Genomic DNA, 18,322 nt, shown 5'->3' with positions numbered 1-18,322 from the left:
AGACGTAATTAGGGATGTTTACCATGCGAGGCGGTTTGAAAAATCTCCGCCATGGCTAAGTCTCGGGTGCGGGTTCCCCAGCGCGGTGGGCCCACGAGCAGAAAGGCGTGGGCCCATGACCTCCTCGGCGCCGCTAGGGCTTCAAGGCGCCTACCTGTTGGGCGAACGGGCCGGCCATGACGAGCTGCGTTCCCGGTTGCTCGACGTCGCGGTGAATCTCCTGGTCACCGACGGCCCCGAAAGCCTGACCATGCGCCGGATCGCAACCGAGGCCGGCTGCACCACGACCGTCATCTACACGATGTTCGGCAACCGCGAGGGTCTCGCCGAGGCTCTCTACCTGGAGGGGTTCGAGCGGTTCCGGCGCTTCCTGGAGGCGGTGCCGCACCGCGGCGACCCTCTCGAATACCTCACCGCGCTCGGCCCCGCCTACCGCCACGCCTGCCTGGCCGAGCCCGGCTACTACAGCCTGATGTTCGAGCGGGCGATCCCCGGTTTCGAGCCGAGCGAGCGCGCCCGGACCCTCGCCCGCGCGGCGCTCAACCTCCTCGACCGGGCCATCGCCGACTGCATCTCGGCCGGCTACCTCATCGCCACCCAGCCCCGCAAGATCGCCGACGCGCTGTGGGCCGCGGCACAGGGGGCGATCAGCCTGGAACGCGGCGGCCACCTGCGCGACGGCCGCACCTACGAGGCGGTCACGACGGCGACGATCTGCTGCTTTCTGGTGCAGAAGTAGCGGAAGTAGCGGAAGGAGCGGTCGCCGCCAGCGCGATCCACAACTCCGCCCGCACACCGGGATCGTCGAGATCACGCCCCAGCAGCTCGGCCACCCGCCTCATCCGATAGCGCAGGGTGTGGCGGTGGATGCCGAGCCGCTGAGCCGCGGCGTCCCAGTGGCCGTTGCTGTCGAGGTAGGCCCGGAGCGAGTCGACCAGGTCGGCGCGCGAGCCGTAACGCACGAGCGGGGCGAGCAGCGCCGAGGCGAACGCCTGCGCCGCGGCGGGGTCGAGCAGCTTCAGCACTCCCTGCCCGGCCAGCTCGGCGAACCGCACGACTCCGCCGCGAGCGGCCCTCAGCGCGCGTCGCGCCTGGTCGAGCCCGGCCCGCAGGTCGGTGTAGGCACACGGCGCGCTCATCCCCACGGACCCGCCGGTCTGCGCGGCCACCTTCTCGGCCGTCTCCTCGCCCACCAGCGCGACGGCCAGGCCCTCCTCGCCGAGGCGGGCGGCGAACGCGACCGGCTCCAGCGCGTCGAGCGCCTCACCGCCGGCCGCCAGCACGACCAGCGGCTCGTCGGGCGGCCGCGCGCCGAGCGGGCCCAGCACCTCGCGGGCCCGCTCGATGTCGCCGCCGAGCAGCAGCTCCAGCACGGCGGAACGGACCCGGCGTTCGCCTTCGCGCTGGGCGCCGCCCTGCTCCAGCGCCAGCGTGAGGAGCGAGCCGGCGGCGTTGATCACCGTATGGCTGACCGGCGAGAAGGCGTGCGCCGCCCCGACGGCGAAGAACCCCCGCGGCCGCGCCCCGCCGCCGAGCGGCTGCACGACGATGTGCCCCTCGGGCCCGGAGATCGCCAGACTGGCCGGCGGCCGTACCGCGGACACCTGGCCACCTCTGCCCGCATCAGCCGGAGCCCGGCTGATGCGGCGCGCCCCCGCCCGCTCGCCGGGACCGGACTCGCCGGCGGTGTGGCCGCCACGCAGGCGGCTCAGCTCGGCGGTGACCGCCGCGACGCGGGCTCCGGGGGTGACGTGACGCGCCTCGCCCGCCTCGTCGAGCAGCGCCGCCCAGCCGCCGACCTCCTTGGCCAGCCGGTCGACGACCGCGTGCATGCCCTCGGGCCGCAGCGCCGCCCGGGTCAGCCGGCCCTGCGCCGTGAAGGCCCGCGCGATCTCGTCGTACTGCTCGGCGGCGAGCAGCTCGCTGACCACCTTGCCGATGGCGATGAACGGCGTCTCACGCGGGACCTCCAGCAGCGGCAGCCCCGCCTGGGACGCGGCCGCCACCAGCTCGGCGGGGACGTGCTCGTGGGACAGCCCGACGCCGAAGCCCAGCCCGGCCACGCCCCGCTCCACCAGGCGGGCGACATAACCGGAAAAGTCATGCTCCAACCGCATCCCCGTGGTCAGCAGCAGCTCGTCCCCTTCGAGGAAGGGAGTGGGGTCCGCGAGCTCGCTCACCGCCACCCAGCGGACGGTCGAGTCGAGTGTCCCGGCAAGGGGCCGCAGCCCCATCCGGCGCACCACGACCCGCAGTGAAGGCGCCATACGCGAAAGTTGTCCATTCTGGCGAAGGGCAGCACCACCAGTGTGCCATATCGACATATCGGCGCAGTTCACGACGGGTCGTACCGTCGGACCCATGAGCATTCCCCAGGAGCGTCGTCTCGTCACCGCGATTCCCGGCCCGAAGTCGCAGGAGCTGCTGGCCCGCAAGCAGGCGGCCGTCCCCACGGGCATCGGCACCACCCTGCCGGTCTTCGTGACGCGCGCCGGAGGCGGCGTCGTCCAGGACGCCGACGGCAACTCGCTGATCGACTTCGGCTCCGGGATCGCCGTCACCAACGTCGGCAACGCGGCGCCCAAGGTCGTGGAGCGGGTCCAGCGCCAGGTCGCCGAGTTCACCCACACGTGTTTCATGGTCACCCCCTACGAGTCGTACGTGCGGGTCTGCGAGAAGCTCAACGAGCTGACCCCCGGCGACCATGACAAGCGCACCTTCCTCGTCAACAGCGGCGCCGAGGCCGTGGAGAACGCGGTCAAGGTCGCCAGGCACGCCACCGGGCGCCAGGCGGTGGTGGTGTTCGACCACGGCTACCACGGCCGCACGCTGCTGACGATGACGCTGACGGCCAAGAACATGCCGTACAAGCACCGCTTCGGCCCGTTCGCCCCCGAGGTCTACCGGGTGCCGCTGGCCTACCCGTTCCGCTGGCCGACCGGGCCCGAGAACTGCGCCGAGGAGGCCGCGGCCGAGGCCATCAGCATGATCACCAAGCAGATCGGCGCCGAGAACGTGGCCGCCGTGGTGATCGAGCCGATCGCGGGCGAGGGCGGCTTCATCGAGCCGGCCAAGGGGTTCCTGCCGCGCATCGCCGAGTTCTGCCGCGAGAACGGCATCGTGTTCGTCGCCGACGAGGTGCAGACCGGGTTCGCCCGCACCGGCGACCTGTTCGCCTGCGAGGACGAGGGCGTGGTGCCCGACATCATCTGCACCGCCAAGGGCATCGCGGGCGGCCTGCCACTGGCCGCGGTGACGGGCCGCGCCGAGCTCATGGACAAGGTGCACGTGGGCGGTCTCGGTGGCACCTACGGCGGCAACCCGCTGGCCTGCGAGGCCGCTCTGGGCGTGCTGGAGACCATCGCCGAGGACGACCTGGTCGCCAGGGCCCGCCGGATCGGCGAGATCATGCTGCCCCGGCTCGAGTCGATGCGCGAGCGCTTCGACGTGATCGGCGACGTGCGCGGACGCGGCGCGATGATCGCGATCGAGCTGGTCAAGCCCGGCACCACGGAGCCCGACGCGGCCGCCGTGGCCGAGGTCGCCAGGCGCTGCCACGCGGAGGGGCTGCTCGTGCTCACCGCGGGCACCTACGGCAACGTGCTCCGCTTCCTGCCGCCGCTGGTGATCCCCGAGAACCTCCTCGAAGAGGGCCTCGGCATCCTGGAGAAGGCCCTCGCCGCCCTGTAGAAAACCATACGAATCGGGCATCCAGCTTGTTGCTGGATGCCCGATTTTGTGGTGTAAGGCGTGCTGACCGGGTAGAGAATTCACCCTGGCTTGACGTGCAGCTAGACGATCAGGGGGACGGTCCGGGTTATAACGGATCCGGTAAACGGGTGAGCGATCACCACAGGGAGCGTGATGAACTGGAGCCCCACACGAACGGCACAGGACATGGTGACGTTCGACCCTGATGATCTCAGCCAGGCGCAGCGCGAGGGCGAGGCCTGCGTCGTCTGCCACAAGAGGTGGCCCCGGCCGCGCGTCCGCGTGGGCCGCCTGCCCGACCACTCGGCCGTGCTGGCCTGCGGCGACTGCGCCGAGGCCCTGACGCCCGCGCCACTCGCGACCGTGGTGGCCTTCCCCGCTCGTTAGGCGGCCTCACGCGCCTCACGCATCGCCCACGGCGAGCCGTACGCGTCCAGCAGGTTCAGGAACGGCACCGCGTCGAACGCCTCCGGGCCGAGCACGCCCTCCCCCTTCCAGACACCGTTCGCGACCAGCTCCAGCGCCACGACGGGATGGACGGCGGTCTGCCACACCACGGCCTGCGAACCGTACTCCGCCATCGACCAGGCGTTGTCCACCACGTGATAGAGGTAGACCTCGCGCGGCGAGCCGTCCTTGCCGGTGCCCTTGACCCAGGTGCCCGCGCACGTCTTGCCCGACATCCTGTCGCCGAGTGTGGCCGGGTCGGGCAGGCTCGCGGCCACCAGGTCGCGCGGCGCCACCTCGGCGCCGCCCACCCGGATCTTGTCGGTGCTGTCCAGGCCCAGCTTGCGCAGGGTCTTCAGGACGCCGATGAACTCCTCGCCGATCCCGTACTTGAAGGTCACCCGGCGCGCCTGGATCCACCTGGGGACCAGCAGCACCTCCTCGTGCTCGACGTTCACGCACTCCACGGGCCCGATGCCGGCCGGGAAGTCGAACACCTCCGGCTCACTGAACGGCTCGGTGGTGCGCCACCCCCCGTCCTCCCAGACGACCGGCGGGTTGAGGCACTCCTCGATGGTGGTCCAGATGGAGAACGTCGGCGCGAAGTCGTACCCCTCGACGACCAGGTTGGAGCCGTCCCTGATGCCGATCTCGTCGATGTCGGCGAACAGGTGGTCGGCGGCGTAGCGGGCGAACACGTCGGCCAGCCCCGGCTCGACCCCCATCCCGACCAGCGCGAGGCGTCCCGCGTCCCGCCACTCACCGTCGCGCGCGAACTGCTCGTCGCCGAGCTTCACCCCCGTCTTCTCGTACGGCTCGCGCGGGTGCGGCCGGGACAGCGACATCGCCATGTCGAGGTAGTGGGCCCCGGCCGCCAGCGCGGCCTCGAACAGCGGCATGGTGAATCTCGGATCGACGGCGTTGAACAGCACGTCGCACCGGTGCTCGCGGAGCGCGGCCTCGACCTGCGTCCGGTCGGAGGCGTCGAGCCGGATGGCGCTGAAGCGCGGGTCGTCGACGGCGGCGACGGCCTGGGCCGCCCGGTCCTGTTGGGAGTCGGCCACCACGATGTGTTCGTAGAAATCTCGGCGTGCGGCAATGGGGACAACGGCGGAACCGACTCCGCCGGCCCCGACCAGGAGGATTCTCATGCCCCCAGCCTACTCACTGACTGGTCATTCAGTCGAATTTCCGGGCCGGACACTTCCCGGACCGTGAACAGCGAGACGCCCCGGGGCGGGGGAAGGCCCGGGGCGTCTCAGCAGGTCGCACCCCGCGGGGGGACGGGTGCGCCCGCGGCATGGTGCTGCAGGCGAGCCGGCTGTCCCACGCTCAGCCGACGAGTGAGCGCCACCGAGCGGTCCAGGCGGCGTAATCAGTGCATTCCCCCTCACCGGCGGAGCAACCCCCCGGAGGACGGACGGCGAAGACGATGCGGTCGAGCCGGCCGGGCTTGTCGGCCCCGTAGACGTCGCAGATGCGCTTGGCCTTCGAGGTGCACGCCTTGGGGTTGGCCGGAGCCAGCCCGACCCAGGCCGCCGCGTTGCGCTGGACCGCGGGCGAGGCGGTGTAGCTGAGCCAGCGGTAGGCGCAGTCGGTGTTGGGCAGCCCGGCGCCGAGCATCCAGGAGTCGACCCAGCCGGTGGTCTTACGGGCGTCGACCGCCTTGACCGGCTTGCCGGCCTTCTGCAGCAACAGGCGATAGTAGGGCGTGGCCTGCGCGTAGTCGAGGGACCCGGTGGCGAAGCCCTTGAGCAGGTCGAGGGGGTTCTTCCAGTAGGTGCGCCCAGGGCGCTCGCGCAGCAGCCGCATGACCCGGTCGAGCTCCTCGGTGGTCAGCTCGTAGGGGTCGTCGACCCCGCCGACGGCGAGCGCGGCGTCGGCGATGGTCAGCGGGCTGTCCTGGAGCGCCACGTCGTCGGAGGTGAACACCCGCCGCAGGTCGCCGCCCTTCTTGACCTTGGCCGAGTCGTAGAGGAACTCGTGGTGGCCCCACAGATAGGGCACCCCGTAGACCTTGCCCGACTGGCTGGTCATCTCGCGGAACCGCTTGGTGAGGTCGCCGTAGCCGGACACTCTGGCCGGGTCGATCGGCTGCACCTGCTTGCCCTCGATCAACGACGCCGCCAGGACGGGGCCCGCCGAGATCACGTCATAGGGGCGCTCGGTGACCCTGGCGGCCATCTCGTCGGCGGTCTGCACGGTGTCGAAGCGCGCGATGCGGCAGCCGGTGACCCGCTCGAACTCCGTGGTGGTGCTGGAGTAGTCGGCGTAGCCGCGGTAGGTGAGGATCTGCAGCGTGCCGTCGCTCTGCGCCGGAACGGCCGAAGCCGAGGCCGAAGGGGAAGGCGTGGCCGAAGGCGGCGACGTGGGCGTGGGCGACGGACCGGCCGCGCCCATGCCCGCGATCAGAGTCGTCACGGCGAGCGCCACGACCGGAATTCGGCGATCCAACGATGTCCCCCTTGCCCGATGCCCAGGAGCTTACCGGGGGGCGCCACGGCGGAGGGACGCGCGGCCGGACCACGCGCCCTCCGCCACACGGGCTACTTGTTGGTGGGGAATCCGAGGTTCACGCCGCCGTGCGACGGGTCGAGCCAGCGGGACGTGACGACCTTGCCCCGGGTGTAGAAGTGGACGCCCTCGGTGCCGTGCAGGTGCGTGTCACCGAAGAGCGACGCCTTCCAGCCGCCGAAGCTGTAGAACGCCATCGGCACCGGGATCGGCACGTTGATCCCGACCATGCCGACCTCCACCTCGTTCTGGAAGCGCCGCGCGGCGCCGCCGTCGTTGGTGAAGATCGCCGTGCCGTTGCCGTACTCGCCGCCGTTGATGAGCTCCACCCCCTCCTCGTACGAGCCGACGCGGACGATCGACAGGACGGGGCCGAAGATCTCCTCCGTGTGCACCCGCGAGCGCGGCGGCACGTGGTCGAGCACGCTCGGGCCGAGCCAGAAGCCGGGCCGGTCGGCCGCCGTGCCGCCGCCCAGCACGGCGCTCTCGCGGCCGTCGAGGACCAGCTTGGCGCCCTCCTCGACGCCGAGGTCGAGATAGGAGGCCACCTTGTCGCGGTGGGGGCCGGTGACGAGCGGTCCCATCTCCGACTTCGGATCGTCGCCGGGGCCGATCACCAGCTTGCCGACCCGCTCGACGATCTTCTCGACCAGCTCGTCGCCGATCGGGCCGACCGCCAGCACGACCGAGATGGCCATGCAGCGCTCACCGGCCGAGCCGAAGCCCGCCGACACGGCCGAGTCGGCGACCAGGTCGAGGTCGGCGTCGGGCAGCACGAGCATGTGGTTCTTGGCGCCGCCGAGCGCCTGCACCCGCTTGCCGTGGGCGGTGCCGGTCTCGTAGACGTACCTCGCGATGGGGGTGGAGCCGACGAAGGAGACGCCGCTCACGCCGGGGTGCTCCAGCAGCCGGTCGACGGCCACCTTGTCACCCTGCACGACGTTGAACACGCCGTCGGGCAGCCCCGCCTCCTGCCAGAGCCGCGCCATGAGCAGCGACGCCGACGGGTCCTTCTCCGACGGCTTGAGGATGAACGTGTTGCCGCAGGCGATCGCGATCGGATACATCCACATCGGCACCATGGCCGGGAAGTTGAACGGCGTGATGCCGGCCACGACACCGAGCGGCTGGCGGATCGAGTAGGAGTCGACCCGGGTCGAGACGCCCTCGGAGAAACCGCCCTTGAGCAGGTGCGGGATACCGCAGGCGAACTCCACGACCTCCAGGCCGCGGGCCACCTCGCCGAGCGCGTCGGAGTGCACCTTGCCGTGCTCGGAGGAGATCAGCGCGGCCAGCTCGTCGCGGTGGGCGTACATGAGCTCGCGGAAGCGGAACAGCACCTGCGCCCGCTTGACCAGCGACGCGTCGCGCCAGGCGGGGAAGGCCGCCGCGGCGGCGGCCACGGCCGCGTCCACGTCGGCCACCGAGGCCAGCGCGACATGCCCGCTGACCTCGCCGGTCGCCGGGTCGAAGATCTCACCGGCGCGGCCGCCGCCGTCGACGAGGGTCCCGTTGATCCAGTGCTTGACTGACTTCACTGCGCTGCCTCTGCGTTGATGACTTCGAGTGCGTTGACGATGATGCCGAGGCCCTCGGCGGCCTCGTCCACCGTGAGGGTGAGCGGCGGGGCCATCCGGATGGCCGTGCCGTACAGACCGCCCTTGCCCGCGAGCAGACCGGCCTTCTTGGTCTCCTCCATGAAGCGCGCCGCCTGGGCGGGGCTCTCCAGCTCGACGGCGAACATCAGGCCCTTGCCACGGACGTCCTGGACGATCGGGAGCCGCTGGGCCGCCTCGCGCAGGCCGTCGATGATGATCTTGCCGGTCCTGGCGGCGTTGGCCTGCAGGTCGTGGTCGAGCACGTAGTCGAGGGTCGCGTTGGCGGCGGCCATGGAGACCGGGTTGCCGCCGAACGTGGCCAGGCCGGCGGCGGGCAGGGCGTCCATCAGGTCGCCGCGCGCCACGACGCCGCCGACGGCGAACCCGTTGCCGAGGCCCTTGGCGAACGTCATCATGTCGGGCGTCACGCCATGGTTCTGGATGCCGAAGAACGCGCTGCCCGTGCGGCCCCAGCCGGTCTGCACCTCGTCGGAGACGAACAGGATGCCCTGCTCGTCGAGGACCTCCTTGTAGGCGGCGAACAACCCGTCGGGGGCCATCGTGAACCCGCCCACCCCCTGGATCGGCTCGGCGATCAGCGCCGCCACGTCGTTCGACACGGCGGTGGCCAGCAGGTGGCGCAGGTCGTCGACGCACACCTTGATGTAGTCAGCGTCCGACAGTCCCCTGAACTGGGCCAGCTGCCGGTCGGCGCCGTGCAGGAAGTGCACGTTCAGCGGGGAGAGCGAGTTGTTCTTCCAGGACCGGTTGGAGGTGACGCTGATCGCGCCGAAGCTGCGGCCGTGGTAGCTCTGCCGCATGGCCAGCACCTGGTCGCTCTTACGGGCGTAGGTGGCGAGCAGGAGCGCGGTCTCGTTCGCCTCGGTGCCGGAGTTGGTGAAGAAGACCTTGGCGTCGGGGATGCCGGACAGCCTGGCGATCTTCTCGGCCAGCTCGACCTGACCGCGCAGGAGGTAGACCGTGCTGGTGTGCACGACGCCGGTGGCGATCTGCCGCTCGACCGCCTCGCGCACCTCGGGCACGTCATACCCGATCATGTTGGTCAGGATGCCGGCGAAGAAGTCCAGATAGCTCTTGCCGTCGGCGTCGACGACACGGTTGCCCTTGCCGCTGACGATCTCGATGGGCTCGTTGTAGTTGAGGGCCACCCAGTTGGGGATGACTGCCCGGTGGCGCGCGAGGAGGTCCGACATGTCTTGAGTATCCCGGCTGTCAGCCGGTGCTCCTAACCATCAATATGTCGCAATACGGACAATTCACCTTACAGCTTGTACCATACCGCTCCCTAATGACCTTATGTCTAGACATTAGGTGATAATCCTCCGCAATGCGCAGGGGCGCGCCGCATCCCCTAGGGGATCTCCCGTCCGTCTGCCGGCGTACGCCTCCGGGGGCCGCTACCCCGCGAGAGGCACCTCGGAAGCCCACCACGGGCCGACGACCGGAGGGGGTCCGGTCGAGCACGATCAGGTCATCACCGAAGAGACCGATCCGAGGAGAAACGGCCATGACCGTCACCGTCACCCACCGGCCCGAGGCCCACGCCGGCCCGCCGAAGCTCGACCGCGACCAACTGCTCCTGGCCCAGCAGCAGACCCTGGACACCCCCCGCATGAGGTACGGCCTGCTGGCCAGGATGATGTTCAAGCCCGTGGACCTCCTGTACGGCAAGCAGGGCTCCTACACCAAGTTCGCCATGCTGGAGACCATCGCCCGCGTCCCCTACCAGGCGTGGGAGCGGATGGGCTACTGGGCCGTCCAGCGTCACGCGGGCCGCTCGGCGCTGGCCCGCAGGGTCTTCGAGCGCATCGTGGAGGCCCGCGCCGACCAGGACAACGAGCAGTGGCACCTACTGATCATGCAGGACCTCGTGCAGCGTCACGGCCACCGGCAGACCTGGCTGCTGCACAAGGCGGCGCCCTGGCTGATCTCGTTCTTCTACTACCACGTCTCGTGGATGTTGTTCCTGGTCCGGCCCGACTGGAGCTACCGGCTCAACGCGGAGTTCGAGGACCACGCCGAGCACGAGTACATGACGTTCGTGGCCGAGAACCCCGGCCTGGACCGCGTCCCCGACCCGGGCACCTACGCCGCCGAGTACGGCCACTACCGCTCGGTGGCCGACCTGCTCAGACAGGTGGGCCACGACGAGCGGACACACAAGCTGGACAGCCTGCGGAACATGCGTGAGCCGCGCCTCCACCAGGCTGTCCGACCGCAGGACGGCTAGACCTCCACCGGCTCCCGGGCGACGGGCGCGGCCGGGCGCAGCACGCTCACCGCGAGCAGCGCGGCGGCCACACAGAACACGGCGCCCACCCAGGAGCCGACGTGCATGGCGACGGTGAAGGCCTCGTTCGCGGGGCCCTGCAGGCCGACGGCGTGCGCGGCGCCGATCGACTCCCGGGCCGCGCCGGGCGCGCCCGCCGGCATCCGCGAGGTGAAGACCCCGGCCAGGACGCTGCCCAGGACGGCGATGCTCAGGGCCATGCCGACCTGCTGCACGGTGTCGTTGAGGGCCGAGCCGACACCCGCGTGCTCGATCGGGATCGCGCCCATCAGCGAGGCGTAGGCCGAGGGACCGGCGACCCCGGCCCCCATCCCCATGATCACCAGGCCGGTGGCCAGCGGCGCGTAGCCGGTGGTGGTCGCCATGACCACGAAGCCGCCCGCCATGACCAGCAGGCCCACCCCGACCAGCACCCGGTTGCTCACCTTCTGGCCGAGCGCGGCGCCGACCCCGTTGAAGACGGCCGCGGCCACGGCGTAGGGCAGCAGCGCCAGCCCCGCCCGCATCTCGCCGTAGCCCAGCACGAACTGCAGGTACTGGGTCAGCATCAGCATCACGGCGCCCGCCCCGAAGGACATCAGCAGGATCGAGAACGACGCCCCGCTGAAGTTACGGTCGGCGAACAGGTGCAGCGGCAGCATCGGGTGCGGCGAGCGGCGCTCCCAGATCACGAACGCGGTGAGGGCCACGACGGCCAGCGCGATGCCGGCCACGTTCCACTCCCGCTCGATGATGACGTACACCGCCGAGGTCAGGCCGACGATGGAGAGCACCACCCCGACGGGGTCGATCCGCCGGCCGGCGCTGCGGGTCTCCGGCATCAGCACCACGGCCGCCACGATCGCGACCGCCGCGATGGGGATGTTCAGCAGGAAGACCGAGCCCCACCAGTAGTGCTCCAGCAGGAACCCGCCCAGCGTCGGGCCGGAGATCATGCCGACCACGGCGACCGCGCTCCAGGCGGCCATGGCCTTGCGCCGTTCGGAGTCGTCGAAGACGGTCATCAGGATCGACAGCGTCGAGGGCATCATGATCGCCCCGCCGACGCCCATCAGCGCCCGCGCGCCGATCACCTGCCACGGCTCGGAGGCCAGCACGGCCAGCAGCGACGCGCCGCCGAAGAAGGCCAGGCCGACGATCAGGAACAGCCTGCGGCCGTACCTGTCGGACAGGCTCCCCGCGGTGATCAGCAGTCCGGCGAAGGCCAGCACGTAGGCGTCGATGATCCACTGGATGTCGGCGGGACTCGCGCCCAGGTCCGTGATCAGCGACGGGATCGCCAGGATGAGGACGGTGTTGTCCACCACCAGGACCAGCAACGAGAGACAGAGGACGACGAGAATCCACCACCGCCGGGGGTCTCGTACAGTGTTCGAGTTCACTCGCACACCGTACGATAAAACTCGTACAGTGTGCGAGTGGTTTTATCCTGGGAAGATGACCGGCAAGCAGTTCCCCTCCGTCTGGCTCCGCGAACCTCGCAAGACCTCCACTCCTGGCCGCAGTCGCGAGGAGATCGTGCGCGCCGCGATGGAGCTGCTCGACGCCGAGGGCCTCCCCGGCCTGAGCATGCGCAAGCTCGGCGCCAAACTGGTCACGGGCGCGACCAGCCTCTACTGGTACGTCGCCAACAAGGACGAGCTGCTGGAGCTGGTCTACGACGAGGTGTGGGCCGAGGTGCGCCTGCCCGAGTCGGAGACCGCGCACTGGCGTGAGTTCGCCTCCGTCATGGCCCACAGCATGCGGCAGGTGATCCTCCGCCATCCCTGGTCCGCCGACCTGATCGGCCGGCTGCCCGCGCTCGGCCCCAGTGCGCTCTCGCTCACCGACCGGATGCGCCGGATCCTGAAAACCGCCGGATTCCGCGGCGCGGACGTCGACTACGCCACCGCCACGCTCACCGCTTTCGTCTACGGCTTCACGATCCCGGAGGTCGCCTGGAAGTCCTCGATGGGCGAGGGCTACGACATCCCGGCCATGCACGATATCGCGGCGCGAGCCGCGCGAGACTTCCCCGACCTCGCGGCCGACTTCGCCGTCGAACAACCCGAGGATCCCCAGGTGATGCGCGAGGTGGCGTTCGACTTCGGGCTGGTGTCCATCCTCGATGGCCTTGAGGCCAGGCTGGTCACGTAGCAGGATCCGGTTCATGAGCGATTTCCGCGCGGCGCGTGACTTCCTGCTTGAGGCCGACCACGAGACCGCCCGCCGGGAGTTCCGCTGGCCGGAGCCGGCGGAGTTCAACTGGGCACTCGACTGGTTCGACGGCGTGCTGGCCGCCGAGACCCCCGACGCGGTCGCTCTCAAGATCACCGGCAAGGTCGCCTACACGTTCGCCGAGCTGTCCGCCCGCTCCAACCGGGTGGCCCACTGGCTGCACGAGCAGGGCGTGCGACGCGGCGACCGGATCCTGCTCATGCTGGGCAACCAGGCCGAGCTGTGGGAGGCGCTGCTCGCCGCGATCAAGCTGGGCGCGGTCGTCATCCCGGCCACCACCCTGCTGACCGCCCAGGACATCGCCGAGCGCATCGAACGCGGCGGGGTCGCGCACGTCATCGCCAACGCCTCCGACGCCGGCAAGTTCGGCGCCGGCGAACACACCAAGATCTCCGTGGGCGACGCCTACGGCTGGCTCCCCTACCACGAGGCCTACCAGGCGTCCGAGCGATTCGTCCCCGACGGGCCGACGCGGGCCGGCGACCCTCTGCTGCTCTACTTCACCTCCGGCACGACCTCCCAGCCCAAGCTGGTCGAGCACTCGCACGCGTCCTACCCCGTGGGACACCTGTCGACCATGTTCTGGATCGGCCTGCGGCCCGGCGACGTGCATCTCAACGTCTCGTCCCCTGGCTGGGCCAAGCACGCCTGGAGCAACGTGTTCGCCCCCTGGAACGCGGGCGCGACCGTGCTGATCCACGACTACCAGCGCTTCTCCGCGCGCGCCCTGCTGGAGGTGCTGCGCGACGAGCACGTCACGACGTTCTGCGCGCCGCCGACCGTGTGGCGGATGCTCATCCAGGAGGACCTGACGGCCTGGCGGCTCCCCCTTCGTACGGCCGTCGCCGCCGGAGAGCCGCTCAACCCGGAGATCATCGACCAGGTCGGCAAGGCGTGGGGCATCACGATCCGCGACGGCTACGGCCAGACCGAGACGACCGCCCAGATCGGCAACGTCCCGGGCGAGCCGGTCAAGCCCGGATCGATGGGCCGGCCGCTGCCCGGCTACGACATCGTGCTGCTCGACCCGGTCACCGGCGAGCCCGGCGACGACGGGGAGATCTGCCTGCCGCTGCGCGACCGTCCCATGGGCCTCATGACCGGATACGTCGGTGGATCAGGCGAGGCCATGCGAGACGGTCACTACCACACCGGCGACGTCGCCACCCGTGACGCCGACGGCTACATCACCTACGTGGGCCGGACCGACGACGTCTTCAAGGCCTCCGACTACCGCATCTCACCGTTCGAGCTGGAGAGCGTGCTGCTGGAGCACGCGGCCGTCGCCGAGGCGGCCGTGGTGCCCGCCCCCGACCCGTTGCGGCTGGCCGTGCCGAAGGCCTTCGTGACGCTGGCGCCCGGATTCGAGCCGGGCGAGGAGATCGCACGGTCGATCTTCGAGTACTCCCGGCGGCATCTGGCCCCGTACAAGAGGGTGCGCCGGCTGGAGTTCGGCGAGTTGCCCAAGACGATCTCCGGCAAGATCCGGCGGGTGGAGCTACGCGAGCAGGAGGCGGCGCGGGAGTATCGCGAAGAGGATCTCTACCAGTGATTTGACTTCAATGTGTAAACCAGCACATAACCGATCTTACAGGCTGATCGGATAGGCTCTGCCCGTGCTCCCCACCATCGCCGATGTCCTCGCCCTGGAGACCGTCCGCCGGGGCAATCCCCGTGTGGTCGCGGGCGCCGACCGGCTGGACAGCAAGGTGCGGTGGGTGCACGTGGGCGAGATCGTCGACATCGCCCACCTGCTCCGGGGCGGCGAGCTGGTGCTGACCACCGGCGTGGCGCTGCCCGAGGACCCCGAGAAGCTGGTCGCCTACATCGCCGAGCTCTCTTCCGTAGGAGCCTCCGGGCTGATCGTCGAGCTGGGGCGCAGGTTCGTCACCGAGCTGCCCCGAGCCGTCGTCAGGAGCGCCGAGGAGCACGGGCTGCCGCTCATCGTGCTCGGCCGCGAGACGCCGTTCGTGCAGATCACCGAGTCGGTCCACGCCAGGATCATCGACATCCAGCTGGAGGAGCTGCGAGCCTCGGAGCAGCTGCACGAGGTGTTCACCGAGCTGTCGGTCGAGGGCGCCTCCCCTGGCGAGGTCCTCACCCAGGTGACCCGGCTGTCCAACCGCCCCGTCCTGCTGGAGAACCTCGCCCACCAGGTGCTGGCCTGCGAGTCCGCCGGGCGCGACACGGGCGCGCTGCTGGCCGGCTGGGAGACCCGGTCGAGGGCGGTCGCCCCGGCCGAGCGCACCGCGTACGACGCCGCCTCGGGCTGGCTGGTCACCACGGTCGGCGCGCGTGGCCAGGACTGGGGCCGGTTGATCCTGCTCTGTGACGTGCCTCCCTCACCACGCGACCTCGTGCTGGCCGAGCGCGCGGCCACCACGCTCGCCCTCGGCCGCCTGCTCGAACGCCACCAGGAGTCACTCGAACGCCAGGCGCACGGCACGATCATCACCGGCATCCTCACCCATGCCTACGCCGACCCCGACGAGGCCGCCGCCCGCGCCCGCGCGGTGGGCGTGCCGCTCACCGGCCGCAAGCTGGTCAGCGTGGTGATCCGCCCCACCGACCCGATCGAGCAGGCCCTCGACGGGCAGGCCCAGCTCGGCGAGCTGGCCGAGGCCACCGCCGCCGCCTGCCGCGACGCCCGGCTTCCCGCCCTCGTCGGCGCGCTCGACCAGGACCGCGTCGGGGTCCTGCTGCCCCTGCCGCCCCGCACGGACGCCGAGCCCGCGCTGACCACCCTCGCCGAACGCCTCCGCGCCCTGTGGAAGCACGGCGCCGCGTTCGTGCTGGCCGCGGGCTCGGTAGTCGAATCCATCAAGGACGTACGGCGCAGCTTCCTCGAAGCCGAGCAGGTGGCCGACGTCGCCGTCCGCCAGCCCGACGGCCGGCCCTTCTACCGGCTCCCCGACCTGCGCCTGCGCGGCCTGCTCCACCTTCTGCGCGACGACGCCCGGCTGCAGACGTTCGCCGAACGCGAGCTCGGGCCGCTGCTCGCGCACGACGCCCAGCGCGGCGGCGACCTCACCCGGATCCTGCGCGTCTACCTCGACGCGGGCCGCAACAAGGCCGTGGCCGCCCAGAAGGCTCACCTGTCGAGACCCGCCTTCTACGACCGGCTCCGCCGCCTCGAACGCATCCTCGAGACAGACCTCGACGACGTCGAGTCGTGCATGTCGCTGCACGTTGCACTGCTGGCCCTGGAGTCCTTCCGCAGAGAAACCCGGTAAGGCCCCGCACCCCGTCGGGGTCACGGTCGCCGCCACATACCGGCACGGGTCATGAACCCATTGTCGATGGTTGATCAAACTTGCCAGTCCTGCTCGATGTCAATCTTGTAACCTCGCCAACCGTTTGGCGTGTTTCACTCACTTCCTGACCATGATCTCGCCAGGATGGTGCGGATTGCTGTCCGCCCTCTGGAGTATTCATGTCTCGACGCACCCTCGCCGCAGGCCTGTCCGTGGCCGTCGTTCTCACGGTCACCACCGTGCCCGTCGCCGCCGCGGAGCAACTGTCGGTGAAGTTCCCGTCGGCCAAGTTCCCGCTGGGCGTGCCCTCCGCCGCCACCACCTCGGTGACGAGCGTGGCGTACGGGGTCGACCTCTACAACGTGCGGGCCGGCAAGTCCACCGACGGCTACACCGTGACGGTCCTGATGCCGAGCGGCCGCGACTACGGCCAGCAGGCGACCGCGGAGGCGAAGGCCGCCGAGGTAGAGGCCGCGGGCGAGGTCGCCGGCGTGCAGAAGGTCGTCCGCCCGCAGGTCGCCGACGCCCCCGCGCAGACCGTCTACATGGTCCGGGTGGGCCTGTGGAAGCTCGAGGACAAGAAGGAGGCCGAGAAGACGGCCAAGAAGCTCAAGGAGGCCGGCCTGAAGGTCAAGGTCGACTACCTGGGCGACGACGGCCTGGAGACGACCGGCCCCTGGGACGCCAGAGTCGTGATGATCGACGCCAGGACGTTCCGCGGCTCCTACGCGGCCTCCCTCGGCACCAGCGTCGCCAAGCGCGAGACGGTCTCCTCGATGGCCAAGCCCGGCAAGGCGCTGGCCGCGGTCAACGGCGGCTTCTTCAACATCCACACGGCCAAGGCCCTGCAGGGCGAGCCGGTCGGCGCCTCCGTGGTCGCCGGCAAGCTGCTCAGCGAGGCCGTCCCCGGCCGCTCCGCCGTCGTGCTCCGCGGCCGTACGGCCCGCATCACCGAGCTCACGACCACCGTCACCGCGATCTCGCAGGACGGCGGCAAACTCCAGGTCAACGGCGTCAATCGGGCCGGCGTGGCCGACGAGCTGCTCCTTTACACCGAGGAGTTCGGCGCCAAGACGCCCGCCGACGGCGGCACCGACGTGGTGCTCGACCCAGCCGGCAAGGTCGTCACCGTGCGTACAGCGGGCGCCGCGGTGCCTCGCGGGATGCGCGTGCTGCACGGCTCGGGCACCGCCTCCGACTGGCTGAACGAACACGCCTGGGCGGGCTGGACGGTCAAGGTCGACACCAAGGTCGTCGACCTGCGTAAGCGCAGGGCGCTCAAGCTCACGCCCGACCTGCACGTCATCGCCGGCGGCGTGGGCCTCGTCCGCAACGGCCGCACCAAGATCACCGCCAAGCGCGACGGCCACGACTCGATGAACATGATCCTCCGCCGCCACCCGCGCACCCTGCTGGGCACCACCCGCAACGGCAGCCTCATCCTCGCCACCATCGACGGCCGGCAGCCCGGCGTGACGGTGGGGGCCAACTTCGTCGAGGCGGCGCGGTTCATGCGCTGGCTCGGCGCCACCCAGGCGATCAACCTGGACGGCGGCGGCTCCACCGCGATGGTCGTGGGCGGCAAGGTCGTCAACCGCCCGTCGGACGGCGGGGAGCGCAGCGTCGGAGACGCGCTGCTCGTGCTGCCCAAGTAACCCAGCATGCACGGCGGCCGATGGGCCGGGCCTGTGTCAGATTCGACCACGTTCATCACGAGATACGAGGTCAGTCGGGCCGGCAGCCCGGACCACGCCACCGCGTAGAACCGCTCGTTAGGCCGCCCAGATCGGCCACGACGACATGCGGCAGGAAGTCGGGACCCGAACCTCAGGTGGGCCTCCACCGAGCTCCGGCGCCCCGGCGACCTGCCGCTCCATGGGCCACCTGGCCACGATGTCGCGTTCATCGGAGCGCATGACTGCACCTCCGATGAACGCGAAAAACCCCCATAAACGCGAGAAGGGCCCCACCCAACGGTGGAGCCCTTCTCAAACAATTGTCCGGCGGTGACCTACTCTCCCACACCCTCCCGAGTGCAGTACCATCGGCGCTGGGAAGCTTAACTTCCGGGTTCGGAATGTAACCGGGTGTTTCCTTCCCGCCATAACCGCCGTAACCCCATGAAACACACAAACAACAAACGCTGTTTGCAGTCTCAGAATTGCCTAGTGGACGCGAGCAAGAAAGCTTTGTGGTCAAGTCCTCGGCCTATTAGTACCGGTCAGCTCCACACGTTACCATGCTTCCACCTCCGGCCTATCAACCCGGTC

At 70.2% G+C, this 18,322-nt stretch carries 14 protein-coding genes and 2 rRNA genes; 8 read left to right on the top strand and 8 right to left on the bottom strand.

Features of this window, described 5'->3' with window-relative positions; translation table 11 throughout:
• The first annotated feature begins 115 nt into the window (after positions 1-115).
• Positions 116-739: a TetR/AcrR family transcriptional regulator gene (locus AC5L3X_RS36810; protein ID WP_494863247.1), complete on the top strand. Its 624-nt coding sequence runs from the start codon at positions 116-118 to the stop codon at positions 737-739.
• Here AC5L3X_RS36810 and AC5L3X_RS36805 read toward each other — a convergent pair.
• Positions 699-2,267, bottom strand: a complete 1,569-nt coding sequence (locus AC5L3X_RS36805) for a PucR family transcriptional regulator (RefSeq protein WP_494863245.1) — start codon at positions 2,265-2,267, stop codon at positions 699-701. The two genes, AC5L3X_RS36810 and AC5L3X_RS36805, sit on opposite strands and share 41 nt — an antisense overlap.
• Before the next feature lie 94 nt (positions 2,268-2,361).
• On the opposite strand from AC5L3X_RS36805, the gene gabT reads away from it, so the two are divergent.
• Positions 2,362-3,690: a 4-aminobutyrate--2-oxoglutarate transaminase gene (gene gabT, locus AC5L3X_RS36800; protein WP_494863243.1), complete on the top strand. Its 1,329-nt coding sequence runs from the start codon at positions 2,362-2,364 to the stop codon at positions 3,688-3,690.
• 174 nt (positions 3,691-3,864) lie between these two features.
• Positions 3,865-4,098 carry a hypothetical protein gene (locus tag AC5L3X_RS36795; protein WP_225263868.1) on the top strand — a complete coding sequence of 78 codons (234 nt, stop codon included), beginning with the start codon at positions 3,865-3,867 and terminating at the stop codon, positions 4,096-4,098.
• Here AC5L3X_RS36795 and AC5L3X_RS36790 read toward each other — a convergent pair.
• From AC5L3X_RS36790 to AC5L3X_RS36775, 4 genes are all read right to left on the bottom strand, one after another.
• Positions 4,095-5,309, bottom strand: coding sequence for a saccharopine dehydrogenase family protein (locus AC5L3X_RS36790; RefSeq protein ID WP_494863241.1), 1,215 nt, complete (start codon positions 5,307-5,309; stop codon positions 4,095-4,097). The genes AC5L3X_RS36795 and AC5L3X_RS36790 overlap by 4 nt on opposite strands.
• A gap of 181 nt (positions 5,310-5,490) precedes the next feature.
• Positions 5,491-6,612 (bottom strand): extracellular solute-binding protein, encoded by a 1,122-nt coding sequence (locus AC5L3X_RS36785; RefSeq protein ID WP_189127091.1) that lies wholly within the window; start codon positions 6,610-6,612, stop codon positions 5,491-5,493.
• 92 nt (positions 6,613-6,704) lie between these two features.
• Complete coding sequence (locus tag AC5L3X_RS36780) at positions 6,705-8,210, bottom strand: CoA-acylating methylmalonate-semialdehyde dehydrogenase (RefSeq protein WP_494863239.1); 1,506 nt, start codon at positions 8,208-8,210, stop codon at positions 6,705-6,707.
• The gene (locus tag AC5L3X_RS36775; RefSeq protein WP_189127089.1) at positions 8,207-9,484 is read right to left on the bottom strand and encodes an aspartate aminotransferase family protein; all 1,278 of its coding nucleotides are present in this window, start codon (positions 9,482-9,484) and stop codon (positions 8,207-8,209) included. The genes AC5L3X_RS36780 and AC5L3X_RS36775 overlap by 4 nt, the downstream gene beginning before the upstream one ends.
• A 314-nt stretch (positions 9,485-9,798) precedes the next feature.
• On the opposite strand from AC5L3X_RS36775, the gene AC5L3X_RS36770 reads away from it, so the two are divergent.
• Positions 9,799-10,521, top strand: a complete 723-nt coding sequence (locus AC5L3X_RS36770) for an alternative oxidase (protein ID WP_494863237.1) — start codon at positions 9,799-9,801, stop codon at positions 10,519-10,521.
• On the opposite strand, the gene AC5L3X_RS36765 is transcribed toward AC5L3X_RS36770, so the two are convergent.
• On the bottom strand, positions 10,518-11,963 hold the full coding sequence (locus AC5L3X_RS36765) for an MFS transporter (protein WP_494863235.1): 1,446 nt from the start codon (positions 11,961-11,963) through the stop codon (positions 10,518-10,520). The genes AC5L3X_RS36770 and AC5L3X_RS36765 overlap by 4 nt on opposite strands.
• A 55-nt stretch (positions 11,964-12,018) precedes the next feature.
• Here AC5L3X_RS36765 and AC5L3X_RS36760 point away from each other — a divergent pair, with 55 nt between their 5' ends.
• The 4 genes from AC5L3X_RS36760 (at position 12,019) to AC5L3X_RS36745 (ending at position 17,707) form a co-directional block, all read left to right on the top strand.
• A complete protein-coding gene (locus AC5L3X_RS36760) occupies positions 12,019-12,717 on the top strand; it encodes a TetR/AcrR family transcriptional regulator (protein WP_494863233.1) in 699 nt (232 codons plus the stop codon).
• Positions 12,718-12,730: 13 nt separating this feature from the next.
• A complete protein-coding gene (locus AC5L3X_RS36755) occupies positions 12,731-14,350 on the top strand; it encodes an AMP-binding protein (RefSeq protein WP_494863231.1) in 1,620 nt (539 codons plus the stop codon).
• Positions 14,351-14,414: 64 nt separating this feature from the next.
• On the top strand, positions 14,415-16,031 hold the full coding sequence (locus AC5L3X_RS36750) for a PucR family transcriptional regulator (RefSeq protein WP_494863229.1): 1,617 nt from the start codon (positions 14,415-14,417) through the stop codon (positions 16,029-16,031).
• A gap of 200 nt (positions 16,032-16,231) precedes the next feature.
• On the top strand, positions 16,232-17,707 hold the full coding sequence (locus tag AC5L3X_RS36745; protein ID WP_189127083.1) for a phosphodiester glycosidase family protein: 1,476 nt from the start codon (positions 16,232-16,234) through the stop codon (positions 17,705-17,707).
• 343 nt (positions 17,708-18,050) lie between these two features.
• Here AC5L3X_RS36745 and rrf read toward each other — a convergent pair.
• Both rrf and AC5L3X_RS36735 read right to left on the bottom strand, forming a co-directional pair.
• Positions 18,051-18,167: ribosomal RNA gene (rrf, locus tag AC5L3X_RS36740) — 5S ribosomal RNA — on the bottom strand.
• Positions 18,168-18,243: 76 nt separating this feature from the next.
• A 23S ribosomal RNA gene (locus tag AC5L3X_RS36735) occupies positions 18,244-18,322 on the bottom strand; the annotation flags it as partial.

Source organism: Nonomuraea sp. CX421 (genome assembly GCF_059358955.1).
The sequence above is the reverse complement of the archived record's forward strand: the minus strand, read 5'-3'. Positions and strand labels throughout refer to the sequence as shown.

Bases quoted from the DNA above. Each gene is read 5' to 3' on its own strand.
- AC5L3X_RS36790 (WP_494863241.1), bottom strand. From the start codon at position 5,309: ATGAGAATCCTCCTGGTCGGGGCCGGCGGAGTCGGTTCCGCCGTTGTC.
- AC5L3X_RS36760 (WP_494863233.1), top strand. From the start codon at position 12,019: ATGACCGGCAAGCAGTTCCCCTCCGTCTGGCTCCGCGAACCTCGCAAG.
- AC5L3X_RS36810 (WP_494863247.1), top strand. From the start codon at position 116: ATGACCTCCTCGGCGCCGCTAGGGCTTCAAGGCGCCTACCTGTTGGGC.
- AC5L3X_RS36745 (WP_189127083.1), top strand. From the start codon at position 16,232: ATGTCTCGACGCACCCTCGCCGCAGGCCTGTCCGTGGCCGTCGTTCTC.
- AC5L3X_RS36795 (WP_225263868.1), top strand. From the start codon at position 3,865: ATGAACTGGAGCCCCACACGAACGGCACAGGACATGGTGACGTTCGAC.
- AC5L3X_RS36805 (WP_494863245.1), bottom strand. From the start codon at position 2,267: ATGGCGCCTTCACTGCGGGTCGTGGTGCGCCGGATGGGGCTGCGGCCC.
- gabT (WP_494863243.1), top strand. From the start codon at position 2,362: ATGAGCATTCCCCAGGAGCGTCGTCTCGTCACCGCGATTCCCGGCCCG.
- AC5L3X_RS36775 (WP_189127089.1), bottom strand. From the start codon at position 9,484: ATGTCGGACCTCCTCGCGCGCCACCGGGCAGTCATCCCCAACTGGGTG.
- AC5L3X_RS36755 (WP_494863231.1), top strand. From the start codon at position 12,731: ATGAGCGATTTCCGCGCGGCGCGTGACTTCCTGCTTGAGGCCGACCAC.
- AC5L3X_RS36770 (WP_494863237.1), top strand. From the start codon at position 9,799: ATGACCGTCACCGTCACCCACCGGCCCGAGGCCCACGCCGGCCCGCCG.